Annotated in this window: 11 protein-coding genes; 4 read left to right on the top strand and 7 right to left on the bottom strand. The window is 74.0% G+C overall.

From position 1 onward, the window contains the following. Window positions 1–4: 4 nt before the first annotated feature. Window positions 5–1,648 carry a DNA repair helicase XPB gene (locus ACFY2L_RS29175; protein WP_390660457.1) on the bottom strand — a complete coding sequence of 548 codons (1,644 nt, stop codon included), beginning with the start codon at window positions 1,646–1,648 and terminating at the stop codon, window positions 5–7. A 130-nt stretch (window positions 1,649–1,778) separates the two neighbouring features. Here ACFY2L_RS29175 and ACFY2L_RS29170 point away from each other — a divergent pair, with 130 nt between their 5' ends. Beyond that, window positions 1,779–2,324 (top strand): hypothetical protein, encoded by a 546-nt coding sequence (locus ACFY2L_RS29170; RefSeq protein WP_390660456.1) that lies wholly within the window; start codon window positions 1,779–1,781, stop codon window positions 2,322–2,324. A 231-nt stretch (window positions 2,325–2,555) separates the two neighbouring features. Here the strand turns inward: ACFY2L_RS29170 and ACFY2L_RS29165 are convergent, their stop codons facing one another. Further along, the gene (locus ACFY2L_RS29165; protein ID WP_390823883.1) at window positions 2,556–5,219 is read right to left on the bottom strand and encodes a helicase-associated domain-containing protein; all 2,664 of its coding nucleotides are present in this window, start codon (window positions 5,217–5,219) and stop codon (window positions 2,556–2,558) included. Window positions 5,220–5,330: 111 nt separating this feature from the next. Between ACFY2L_RS29165 and ACFY2L_RS29160 the strand changes: the two genes are divergently transcribed. Continuing rightward, complete coding sequence (locus ACFY2L_RS29160) at window positions 5,331–6,338, top strand: hypothetical protein (protein WP_390823882.1); 1,008 nt, start codon at window positions 5,331–5,333, stop codon at window positions 6,336–6,338. Window positions 6,339–6,388: 50 nt separating this feature from the next. Beyond that, a complete protein-coding gene (locus ACFY2L_RS29155; protein ID WP_390660453.1) occupies window positions 6,389–7,027 on the top strand; it encodes an HAD family hydrolase in 639 nt (212 codons plus the stop codon). On the opposite strand, the gene ACFY2L_RS29150 is transcribed toward ACFY2L_RS29155, so the two are convergent. Beyond that, window positions 6,997–7,254: a hypothetical protein gene (locus tag ACFY2L_RS29150; protein WP_390823881.1), complete on the bottom strand. Its 258-nt coding sequence runs from the start codon at window positions 7,252–7,254 to the stop codon at window positions 6,997–6,999. The genes ACFY2L_RS29155 and ACFY2L_RS29150 overlap by 31 nt on opposite strands. A gap of 179 nt (window positions 7,255–7,433) precedes the next feature. Between ACFY2L_RS29150 and ACFY2L_RS29145 the strand changes: the two genes are divergently transcribed. Further along, window positions 7,434–7,817 carry a cold-shock protein gene (locus ACFY2L_RS29145; protein WP_390660451.1) on the top strand — a complete coding sequence of 128 codons (384 nt, stop codon included), beginning with the start codon at window positions 7,434–7,436 and terminating at the stop codon, window positions 7,815–7,817. Window positions 7,818–7,820: 3 nt separating this feature from the next. Here ACFY2L_RS29145 and ACFY2L_RS29140 read toward each other — a convergent pair whose 3' ends face one another. The 4 genes from ACFY2L_RS29140 to ACFY2L_RS29125 form a co-directional block, all read right to left on the bottom strand. After that, a complete protein-coding gene (locus ACFY2L_RS29140; protein WP_390660450.1) occupies window positions 7,821–8,675 on the bottom strand; it encodes a 1,4-dihydroxy-6-naphthoate synthase in 855 nt (284 codons plus the stop codon). Beyond that, on the bottom strand, window positions 8,662–9,369 hold the full coding sequence (locus tag ACFY2L_RS29135) for a futalosine hydrolase (RefSeq protein WP_390660449.1): 708 nt from the start codon (window positions 9,367–9,369) through the stop codon (window positions 8,662–8,664). Before ACFY2L_RS29135 ends, ACFY2L_RS29140 begins: the two co-directional genes overlap by 14 nt. Window positions 9,370–9,392: 23 nt before the next feature. Then, on the bottom strand, window positions 9,393–9,905 hold the full coding sequence (locus ACFY2L_RS29130) for a DUF2771 domain-containing protein (protein WP_390660448.1): 513 nt from the start codon (window positions 9,903–9,905) through the stop codon (window positions 9,393–9,395). Between the two features lie 75 nt (window positions 9,906–9,980). Continuing rightward, window positions 9,981–11,414, bottom strand: a complete 1,434-nt coding sequence (locus ACFY2L_RS29125) for an MFS transporter (RefSeq protein ID WP_390660447.1) — start codon at window positions 11,412–11,414, stop codon at window positions 9,981–9,983. Window positions 11,415–11,690 lie beyond the last annotated feature (276 nt).

Below are 11,690 nucleotides of genomic sequence, written 5' to 3'. Positions count from 1 at the left end.
CCGGTCAGCTCTCCGCCAGCAGCTCGTCCGCGTCCATGATCCGGTAGGCGTACCCCTGTTCCGCCAGGAACCGCTGCCGGTGGGCGGCGAAGTCCTGGTCGATGGTGTCGCGGGCGACGACCGAGTAGAAGTGGGCCTGATGGCCGTCCGCCTTGGGGCGGAGCACCCGGCCCAGCCGCTGGGCCTCCTCCTGGCGGGAGCCGAAGGTGCCCGACACCTGGATGGCGACCGTCGCCTCGGGCAGGTCGATCGAGAAGTTCGCGACCTTCGACACGACGAGCACGCTGATCTCGCCCTCCCGGAAGGCGTCGAAGAGCTTCTCGCGCTGGGCGTTGGAGGTCTCGCCCTTGATGACCGGCGCCCCCAGGTGCTCGCCCAGCTCGTCCAGCTGGTCGATGTACTGGCCGATGACGAGGATCTGCTGGCCCGCGAAGCGCCGCACGATCGCCTCCGTCACCTTCCGCTTCGTCGCGGTCGTCGCGCAGAAGCGGTACTTCTCCTCCGTCTCGGCGGTCGCGTACGCCAGCCGCTCGGAGTCGGTGAGGTTCACCCGGACCTCGACGCAGTCCGCGGGCGCGATGTACCCCTGCGCCTCGATCTCCTTCCACGGCGCGTCGAACCGCTTGGGACCGATCAGCGAGAACACGTCCGACTCACGGCCGTCCTCCCGGACCAGGGTGGCCGTCAGGCCGAGGCGGCGGCGGGCCTGGAGGTCGGCGGTGAACTTGAAGACCGGCGCCGGGAGCAGGTGCACCTCGTCGTAGACGATCAGGCCCCAGTCCCGGGAGTCGAACAGCTCCAGGTGCGGGTAGACGCCCTTCCGCCTGGTCGTCAGCACCTGGTACGTGGCGATGGTGACCGGGCGGATCTCCTTCTTCGTCCCGCTGTACTCGCCGATCTCGTCCTCGGTCAGCGAGGTCCGCTTCACCAGCTCGTGCTTCCACTGCCGCGCCGAGACCGTGTTCGTGACGAGGATCAGGGTCGTGGACTTCGCCTGGGCCATCGACCCGGCGCCCACCAGCGTCTTCCCCGCCCCGCAGGGCAGGACGACGACCCCGCTCCCGCCGTGCCAGAAGTTCTCCACGGCCTGCTTCTGGTAGGGCCGTAGCGCCCAGCCGTCCTCGGCCAGCTCGATCGGGTGCGCCTCGCCGTCCACGTACCCGGCGAGGTCCTCGGCCGGCCAGCCCAGCTTCAGCAGGGTCTGCTTGATCTGTCCCCGTTCCGAGGGGTGCACCACGACCGTGTCCGGGTCGATCCGGGCGCCCACCAGCGGGGTGATCCGCTTGGAGCGCAGGATCTCCTCCAGCACCGGCCGGTCGGTGGTGGTGAGCACCAGCCCGTGCGCGGGGTGCTTGCTGAGCGTCAGCCGGCCGTAGCGGTCCATCGTCTCGGCGATGTCGACGAGCAGCGCGTGCGGCACCGGGTAGCGGCTGTACTGCACGAGCGCGTCCACCACCTGCTCGGCGTCGTGCCCGGCCGCCCGCGCGTTCCACAGGCCCAGCGGGGTCACCCGGTAGGTGTGGATGTGCTCGGGGGCCCGCTCCAGCTCGGCGAACGGCGCGATGGCCCGACGGCAGTCGTCGGCCTGCTCGTGGTCGACTTCCAGGAGCAGGGTCTTGTCCGACTGGACGATCAGCGGTCCGTTCACGTGGTACGCACATCCTTTCCGAGGCGGCCAAACGTCCAGTGTGCCCCATCCCGCGGGCAACCCCGAGCCCGTCCCAGCGGTCTTGTCGGGGGGAGCCGCGCAGCGCGCGCGGCCCGGTGAGGAGCTCGCGGTGACTTCCGTACGCATCTGGGGACCCGGCGTCGGCGCCGTGGTGGTGCTGGTGGCGACCGGGGCGTGGGCACGCGGTTCGACCGGTGTGGACGCCGGTCTGTGGGACGCCGTACGGCCCGCGATCGAGGACCGGCTCGTGGCGCGGGCCGAGGGGGACGGGTACGGCGAGAGCGAGCCCGCCCTGAAGGCGCGATGGTTCTGCGAGGCGGAGGCGGTGGACCTGCGGGAGGACGAGGGCCGGGTGCGGGCGGGCGTCGACACCCTGTGCGTGGAGTACGGGGTGCGCGACGGCGCCCTGCAGGAGTGCGCCGGCGCGCACGTCCCGCAGGTGATGCGGCTGGAGCGGGACGGCGACGGCGGCGGCTACCGCGTCGTCTCCCAGGAGGAGCCCCCGGACGGCGCCGGCCGGGCCGGCTGGGAGCAGGAGCACTTCGGCGTCCTCGCGGACATCCGGCTCGACGACGCCACGGACCCGGCCGGCCTGGAGACCGCGGCCCGCGCCCACTTCGGCCTGCCCGCGGACACGCCCGTCGGAGACTGCTGACGCCCCTGGCGGAGACGCTGGGTCGTGTCCGCAAAGTCCCGCCTGCCTCGCGACGCCCGGCACGTGCTCTCGCCGCACCGGGCGAAACCCCGGGTACACCCGGTACGAGGCCGTCCGCCCGGCACGCCGGGAGCACGCTCCCCCACGCTCGGCTTCGTTCGCGCGGGAGGGGCCCCCGCGACGCCGCGAGGCCCGCCCTGCGGGCGAACGGCGGGACTTCGCGGACACGACCTAGTCGTCCGCCAGTTCCGCCACGCCCGTGATCCGGTGCAGCGGGTAGGTCCGCACCTCGTCCGCCGTGTGGTCGTACGCCGTCACGAAGCCGCCCTCGACCCGCACCGGCGCGACGACCCGCTGGCTGGCGGCGCCCTCGGCGTTGACGTAGCCGATCCACAGGGCCTCGCCGGTGAGGACGGCGGCCTGCATGGTGGCGAGGGTCTCGGCGGAGCTGGTGCGGGGGAGTTCGCCGGGGGCGAGCGGGGCCGCGGACTGCGAGGGCTTGCGGGGGGCCGTCGAGGCCAGGTCGCCCGCCCGGATGGCGCGGACCGCCGCCGTCAGCAGGGTGGCGTCGGGCACCGGCGGGCCGTCCGGCACCGGCTCGGGGGCCGTGCGGGGCGGGGTGCGGTGGGCGTGGGCGCGGGTGATCAGGACATCGCCCTCGGCGGACTCGGCGGCGGGGGCGTACCCCATCGCGCGCAGGCCCTCCAGGAGCGTCCCGGGGTCCGCCTGGGCCGCCAGCACGGTCGGCGCGAGACGGCGCAGCCGCAGGGCGCCGGCCCGCTTGTCGGCGAGGATCTCGTTCAGCACGGTGTCGTCGTCGCAGCGGACGTACGACGAGGCCGCGCCCACCCGCAGATGACCGTGCCGCCTCGCCACGTCGTCGATCAGATAGGCGAGCGGCTGCGGCACCGGCGTACGTGAGTGCTCGGCGAGGAAGGCGTGCAGGTCGGAGGCGCTGCGGCCGGCGTCCAGGGCTCGGCGTACGGAGGCCGGCGTGAAGCGGTAGACGGTCGCGCCGCCCTTGGACTCCACGTCGGCGAGGACGTCCAGCACTTCGGCGAGCGGGCGCCGCAGCGGGCCGGGGGCCACCGCCGTCAGGTCCGCCTGCAGCAGCACGTGGTCCAGGGGCTCGGGGAGGAGCGGAGCGAGGAGACGGGCGGCGGCCGCGGCGGCGGCCGCCTGTTCGGGCGGGGAGAGAGGGGCGAGAGGGGCGCTCGTGCGGTGGTGGTGGACCGGCAGCTTGTCGCCCGGGCCCTCCGGCTCCTTGCGGGGGCGTCTGTCCGCGGCCGGCGCGCCGATCAGCGCCCGGCCCTGCGCCGAGAGCGCCCCCCGCCCGGTCACGCCCAGCAGCTCGGCCTCCGTCAGCGTCCAGCGGGCCAGCCGCGACCGCAGATCGTCGGCGCCCTGAGAGGCCTGAGAGAGCTGAGAGGCCTGGGTGGTCTGGGTGGTGCCCGGGGTGTTCTGAGCGCCATGAGCGGCCTGCGTGCCCTGTGTGCCCGGGGTGCTCTGGGTGCTCTGGGCCGTCGGGGTGCCCTGCGGTCCCCGCAGCGGTCGCTCCCAGCGCAGCCGGGCCAGCACCGCCTCCGCGTCCGGCGCGGCACCCTCCGGCAGCCCCGCCAGCAGGGCCAGCACCCGGTGCCGCACCTCCGGCGCGGCCGAGCGGTCCAGCCCCGGGCCGAGCGCCGACAGCGCCCGCTCCTTCGCGTCCCGTCCGCCGACCACCCCGGACGTCCGCGTCGCCGCCAGCCACGCCTCGGCGAGCTGCACCCACCGCTCGGCTGCGGGACGCTCCAGCCACTCGTCGTACGCGGGGGTCGGCGCGTACCGCTCGTCGGCCTCGCCGTCGGAGGCGATCAGGCCCGCCGCGTACGCCAGCTCCACCCAGAAGGCCGCGACCGGCTCCGGAAGGTCGAGGGCGACGGCGGTCCGCTTCAGGTCCCGCACGCTCAGCCCGCCGGCCCGCAGCACGGCCGGACCGCCCTCGTCCCACTCCTTCAGCAGTTCCTCCACCGTCGCCAGCGCGGTGTACGCCTGTCCCGCCGCCGTCGCGTCCACGACCTGGGGAGGATGCGTGGCAGCCGGCTCCACGGCGGGCGGCAGCGGCTCGGGCGTACGGTGCGCGCGGCCCGCCCGCAGATGCAGGGCGACCTCGCGGGGCAGGACGACCGTGCCGGGCGCCGTCGGCAGCAGCAGCCCGCGGTCGAGCAGCCAGCGCAGCCGGGGCGCCGGGTCGTGGGTCACCTGGCCGTACGGCGGCCCCCACACCAGCCGTTCCAGGACGTCGAGGGACTCGGCCGGCGCCTCGGAGAGCAGCTTCTTCATCCGCCTGCGGTGGGTGAAGAGCGAGGTCAGCGCCTCCACCGCGGACACGGAGTCGTGCGTGGACGGCAGCCCGGCCGTCGCCACGATCTCCTGGATCCGCCCGGGCGACATCCCCGCCGTCGCCTCCCGCACACTCGGCCCGAGACCCGTCGGCGACGGATGCTGCGGCGACGGCGCGAGCAGCTCACGGGCGGTGCGGACGAGACGGAGGCGGTCGTCGGCACCCCACACCAGGGCCTGCTCGCGCAGGGCGGCCAGGGCGGCGGGCAGCGCTGCCGACACCTCCGGGTCGCGCGCGTCCCCGGCCATCAGGCCGAGCAGTTCGTCGTAGGACGCCGGGTCCCCGGCCACCGCCAGCGCCTCCGCCGTCTGCAGCGCGAACCGGTCGAGGCGCTCCAGCGCCCGTACGACGGAGGCACGGGTGCCGGCGCGGGTGGCGAGCTGGGTGAGGTCGGTGGGGACCGGGGTGATGAGGTCGGGGCGGCTGCGCAGGAGGGCGGCCAGGGAGGCGTCGTCCCTGGCGCGGAGCGCTTCCGCGAGGGACCGCGGGGCCGGGTGGTCCTCGGTGCTCATCTTGCCCACGGTAGCGGGTCCCCTCCGGCGGCCGAGCCGACGTGGTGCGGGTCGGGCCGACGGGTGCCGGGCTGGGCTGGAAGGTCACGTGTGCGCGGTAGCGTCTCCTCCGTGGGGATCGAGAGCGACCAGGTCGTCTACGAGTATCTGAGCCGCGTCGGGGACATCGCCCAGCAACGGCAGTTGTCGTCGGCCACGCGCATGCGGCTGGTGTCCGAGCTGCGCAACGAGATCGACCGGCGCCGGGCCAGGGCTCCCATCGACTCGCCCGCCGCCGTCCGGCGCATCATCGACCGCCTCGGCAGCCCGGACGACGTCGTCGCCGCCGCGGCCGACGACGGGGGCGGTGCGCCACAGACGCCTACGCCCTCCGTGCCCGTGCAGCGGGCCGACGACGAACCGCCGCGGCCGAAGGGCCTGCGGCGGCGGGTGCCCCGGCCCCGCCCGGGCACGCCCGCCGCCTCGTCACCCCCGTCCTCGTCCCCGTCCTCGCCCCCGTCCTCCGGCGTGCCGTTCCCGGCGCAGCGGACCGGGGCGCGCGGACTCGCCGACGAGGTGGGGGCGCCCGACTGGTGGCGGCGCGAGCCGGATGCGTTCGGGGCGGGCGAGGAGGTGCCCGGGTTCGTCGGCGGGGTCGAGATCCCGGACATGCTGAAGCCGCCGCCGCGGGAGAAGGAGCCGGAGCCCGAGGAGGAGACGCCGGCCAGGGCGCAGGAACCCCCGGGCGCCGAGGCGGAGGCCCCCGCCGGTCGCCGCCGCTTCCTGCCCTCCCCGCGCGCCGGCGGCTGGAGCAACCCCCTTCTCCTGCTCGCCGCCGGTGCCCTCGTCGCCGGCGCGGTGCTCGGGAACCTGTTCCTGCTGATCGTCGGGTGGGCCGTGGCCTACGCCTCGCGCCGGCTGACCGACCGGGAGACCAAGCTGGCCGTCGTGTGGCTGCCGGGGCTGTCCGTCGCGGCCGGGCTGGTGTGGCTGTGGGGGCGCGGCGAGGGCCGCTGGGGCGCGCCCATCGCCGAGGGGCACATGAGCGACGCGCTCGCCGACACCTGGCCGTGGGTGGTCCGGGGGGCGGCGGTGGCCTCGGCGCTGTTCCTGGTCTGGCGGTCGCAGCGGCAGCGGTAGGGGGCGGCGGCCGCGGCGGGGAGGGGGTGCTGAACCGGCAGAATGTCCCCATGACCGCCACCTCCGCCGCCCTCACCGTCGGCTTCGACCTCGACATGACCCTCATCGACTCCCGGCCCGGCATCCGCGCCTGCTGGGTCGAACTGTCCGAGCGGACCGGGACGTACGTCGACGCCGACCTGGTGGTCACGCGGCTGGGGCCGCCGCTGCAGGTGGAGATGGCGAACTGGTTCGCGGCGGACGAGATACCGGCGATGTCGGACCTCTACCGCCGGCTCTATCCCGAGTACGCCATCACCGGGACCCTCGCGATGCCCGGCGCGCGGGAGGCGATCGCCGCCGTGCAGGCGGCGGGCGGGCGGGCCGTCGTCGTCACCGCCAAGTGGGAGCCCAACGCCGAGCTGCACATGCGGCACCTGGGCATGGCGCCCGACGCCGTGATCGGCGACCTGTGGGCGGAACAGAAGGCGGACGCCCTGCGCGAGCACGGCGCGTCCGTGTACGTCGGCGACCATGTGGGGGACGTGCGCGGCGCCCGGCTCGCCGAGGCGCTCTCGGTCGCCGTGGCCACGGGGCCGTGCAGCACGGCGGAGCTGACCGAGGCCGGCGCGGACGTCGTCCTGGACGATCTGACGCAGTTCGGGGAGTGGTTCGCGGACTACGAGGGCCGGGCCCCGGCCCGCGCCTGACGCCGGCCCGCCGCGACCGACCGCAGCACACCCGCGCCCGCGATCAGGAACCCGACGCCCATGAGCATGCTCAGTCCGAACATGTACGTCGGAAAAGGCGTCGTACCGAGAAACAGCGGGGCGACCGTGACGAGGGTGGCCACGGCGCCGACGAAGAACACGAGGGCGCCGGCACGGATCAGTCGGTCACCGGGAGCGGCGGAATTCGTTTGGGTTTTGTCACGCACCCGACCAGGGTAGTTCCCAGCGCGAAGGAACAACCGGGCGACGTCTTGTCACCCGCACGAAGACCATTAGCCTTGGTACCGGCGGGTCATGGTCGACCCGCCCCAGTGCTATCAAGAGCCGTTCCACAGCTGTTTTTTTCAGAAGCAAGTTTCCGACGAGTACGAGGACGAGGACAGACGTGCCTACCGGCAAGGTCAAGTGGTTCAACAGCGAGAAGGGCTTCGGCTTTCTCTCCCGCGACGACGGCGGTGACGTCTTCGTCCATTCCTCGGTCCTCCCCGCCGGAGTCGAGACACTGAAGCCGGGCCAGCGAGTGGAGTTCGGCGTCGTCGCCGGACAGCGCGGCGACCAGGCACTCTCCGTCGTCCTCCTCGACCCGACGCCCTCGGTCGCGGCGGCCCAGCGCAAGAAGCCGGACGAACTGGCCTCCATCGTGCAGGACCTGACGACCCTCCTCGAGAACATCACGCCGATGCTCGAGAAGGGCCGCTACCCCGAGAAGACCTCCGGCAAGAAGATCGCCGGGCTGCTGCGGGCGGTCGCCGACCAGCTCGACGTCTGACGCTCAGGGGAAGCGGAGCGCTTCCGGTCCGAGGGGCGGCACCAGCCCCTCGGCCGCCGCGCGCGTGAGGAGTCCCCTGACCGCCGCGTACCCGGCCTCGCCCAGGTCCGCCGTGAACTCGTTGACGTACAGGCCGATGTGCTGGTCGGCGACGGACGGGTCCATCTCCTGGGCGTGTGCCATGACGTAGGGGCGGGAGACCTCGGGGGCGTCCCAGGCGGCGCGCACGGAGGTGCGGATCGCGCCGGCCAGCCCGGTCAGGGTCTCCGCGCCCAGTGAGCGCTTGGCGATGATCGCGCCCAACGGGATGGGCAGGCCCGTCGTGGACTCCCAGTGCTCGCCCATGTCCGCGAGCCGGTGCAGCCCGTAGTTCTGGTACGTGAAGCGGGCCTCGTGGATGACGAGCCCCGCGTCGACCTTGCCGTCCCGCACGGCCGGCATGATCTCGTGGAACGGCATGACGACGATCTCGCCGACCCCGCCGGGGACCGTGTCCGCCGCCCAGAGCCGGAACAGCAGGTACGCCGTCGACCGCTCGCTCGGTACGGCGACCGTGCGCCCGGTGAGTTCGAGCCCCTCCTCCCTGGTCAGCACCAGCGGGCCGCAGCCCCGGCCCAGCGCGCCCCCGCACGGCAGCAGCGCGTACTCGCCGAGGACGTACGGCAGCACGGCGTACGACACCTTCAGTACGTCGAACTCGCCGCGCTCGGCCATGCCGTTGGTGAGGTCGATGTCCGCGAACGTCACGTCGAGCGCGGGCGCGCCCGGCACCCGGCCGTGGGCGAGGGCGTCGAAGACGAAGGTGTCGTTCGGGCACGGGGAGTACGCGATCCGCAGCGGCTGCTCACTGGTGGTCATGTCGGTTCCAACTCTCCAGGACGGGTGCGAGCTTCCCGAACGCCGTCGTCAGCGCGGCCAGCGCGTCGCCGATGCGCCAGGCGGCACGGTCACGGGGGCCCACCGGGTTGGAGACCGCGCGGATCTCCAGACAGGCCGCGCCATGCGCGTCGGCCGCCTCGGCGACCCCGAAGCCCTCCATGGCCTCGGCCAGCGCCCTGGGGTGGCGCTCGCGCAGGACCGCGGCCCGGGCGGCGGTGCCGGTGACCGTGGAGACGGTCAGGACCGTGCCGGTACGGGCACCGGTGGCGTCCGCGGCCTGCCGCACCAGGGACCTGGGCGGGATGTGGGTGACCCTGCCGAAGCCCAGCTCGGTGACCGGCAGGAACCCGCCGGGGCTGTCCGGGCTCTCCGCGCCCAGGTCGGCGACGGTGATCCGGTCGGCGACGACCAGGGAGCCGACGGGGGCCGCGGGAAGGAACCCGCCCCCGATCCCGGCCGACACGACCAGGCCGTAGGGCGTGTCGCGGAGCCTGGCGGCGGTCAGCGCGGCCGCCACGGACGCGGCGGCCAGGGCCGGGCCGACCCCGGCGGCGAGCAGGTCGAAGGTCTCGCCGGTGCGGTACAGGGCCACACCGGGCCCGTGCACCTCCCGGCCGGGCTCCGGGAACGCCCGTGCCACCGCGTCCCGTTCTGCGGGGACCGCGGTGGCCACGAGGATGCGGGCGGCGAACGTGACTAGTCGTCCTTCTTCAGCTTGAACGACCACAGACCGGTCGCGGCCTGGCTGTCCTTCTTGCCGTCGCCGGCCTTGATGGTGACCAGCGTCGAGTCGCCCTGGGCGCCGTACTGGGCGTTGAAGAACACGCTGCCCGGGATGGTGCGGTACGTCTTGTCGCTGTCCTCGGTGAGCGGCTGACCGTTCATCAGGATCGTCCAGCGCTTGTCCGCGATCTCGGGGTCGACACCGAAGCGGACGGTCTCGTCCGGGTCCACGTCGATGGACTTGATGTCCTTGTCGGCCAGGCACTTCGTGAGCGCGGCGGCGGTGAGGGTCTTGCCCTCGCCGCCGCAGGTGGCCTCGGAGCTGACCGAGCTGCGGCCGACGGTGAGCGTGGACAGCGGCGTCGGCTGGTCGCAGGCCGACAGGACGAGCAGTCCGGCGGAAACGGCGCCGGCGGCGGCGACGGCTCGGCGGCGTCGCACAACGCGGTGCACAGAAGCGGCTGCGCCGCGGGGCATCGAGGTCATGGGGCGAAGGCTATCGGGCACGGTCGGCGCTCTCTCTACGTGGGGGGCGGCGTGGCTGTGTGTTACGCCACGGCGTTACGCCACGCGAGGCTTCGCGGGTCCTCCGTGACGGGCCGAGCTGAGCAGTCCGCGGACGGTGGTCAGCCAGCCGAGCGCGATGACCCCGGCGGCCAGGCACAGGCCCGCCGTGCCGTTCAGCGGCATCACGATGCCGATGGCGCCGCCCAGCACCCAGGACATCTGCAGCATGGTCTCCGAGCGCGCGAACGCCGAGGTGCGCACCAGCTCGGGCACGTCCCGCTGGATCAGCGCGTCCAGTGACAGCTTGGCCAGCGCCTGGGAGAACCCGGCGCACGCGGCCAGGCACGCCACCAGGACCGCGCCGAAGAAGACCGCCGCCGTGATCGCCACGCCCAGCACGAACGCGAGCACCGTCACGATGATGATCTCCGGCGCCCGTGACCGCAGCCACGCCCCCACCGCCGTACCGAGCGCGTTGCCCGCGCCGGCCGCGACGGCCACCATGCCCAGCGACACGGCGGCGCTGGACCCCGTCAGCGGGTGCTCGCGCAGCAGGAAGGCGAGGAAGAAGGTCAGGAAGCCGGACAGCCAGCGCAGCGCGGCGTTGGCGCCGAGGGCGTGCGTGACGGCGATGCCGACGGTCCTCAGGCCGGGGCGTTTGACCGGCTGCCGGTGCGGCCCGTGCAGATGCTGCTCGTCCGCCGCCAGCAGCGCCACGTCCTCGCCCTTGGCCGAGTCGACCTTCGGGGGGAGGGAGAAGGACAGGAACATGCCCGCGATGAAGATCACGAAGGCGCCGTAGAGCGGCCATCGCTCCCCGAGCGCGTGCAGCCCGGCCCCCACGGGCGCCGCCACCCCGGTGGCGAGGAGCCCGCCGAGGGTGACGCGCGAGTTGGCCTTCACGAGGGAGAAGCGGGGCGGCAGGAGACGCGGGACCACGGCGCTCCGTACGACGCCGTACGCCTTCGACGCGACCAGCACGCCCAGGGCGGCCGGGTAGAGCTGGAGACTGCCGGTGGCGACCGCCCCGGCGATGATCAGCGCGAGCAGGGCGCGGGCGAGCATCGACCCGGCCATGGCGGCCCGGCGGCCGTGCGGGAGCTTGTCGAGGAGGGGGCCGATCACCGGGGCGAGGACCGTGAAGGGCGCCATGGTGATGGCGAGGTAGAGCGCGACGCGGCCGCGGGCCTCGTCGGTGGGCACCGAGAAGAAGACGGTCGACGCGAGCGCGACGGTGATCATCACGTCCCCGGCGCCGTTCACGGCGTGCAGCTCGATCAGCTTGCCGAGGCCGGACTCGCCGGCGCCGTGCGCGTGCGTGGCCTTCCTGATGCCGCGGGCGGTGCCGGTGAAGGGCAGGTGCAGGGCACGCCCGATCGCGCGGACGGACCCGCCTACCCGGCCCGAACCGCCGATCCGGCTCCTCCCCTTGAACCCCCTCGTCCCACCGGTCCCGGTGGCACCTTGGGGTGCTTTCGCGGCTGCCACTCCGTCATAGTGCCCCGAGAAAGGCGTGCGTAGTGCGGTCACCGCGCGGATGGAGGGGATCCGGTGATCGGATGGAGGGGGTCCGGCGCGGGGAAACCTCCCGTCGGTGTAGGCCGAGCGTCCGGGAACAGGTAGCGTGCGTAGCGCGCCGTGGCGATCGTTCTCGGCCGCGCGCCTCCCGGCCATCCCGCAGAATGGATGACAGCAGGTGCGCCCGAGCGCGATCGGGCGCGGACGTCGACGCGGTCCTGCGGTCCGCTCCGTCCGCACCCGCCG

Origin of the sequence: Streptomyces sp. NPDC001381, assembly GCF_042895685.1 — a bacterium.
In the GTDB taxonomy this organism is placed as follows: Bacteria; Actinomycetota; Actinomycetes; order Streptomycetales; family Streptomycetaceae; genus Streptomyces.
This window is presented reverse-complemented; position numbering and strand designations above follow the sequence as displayed.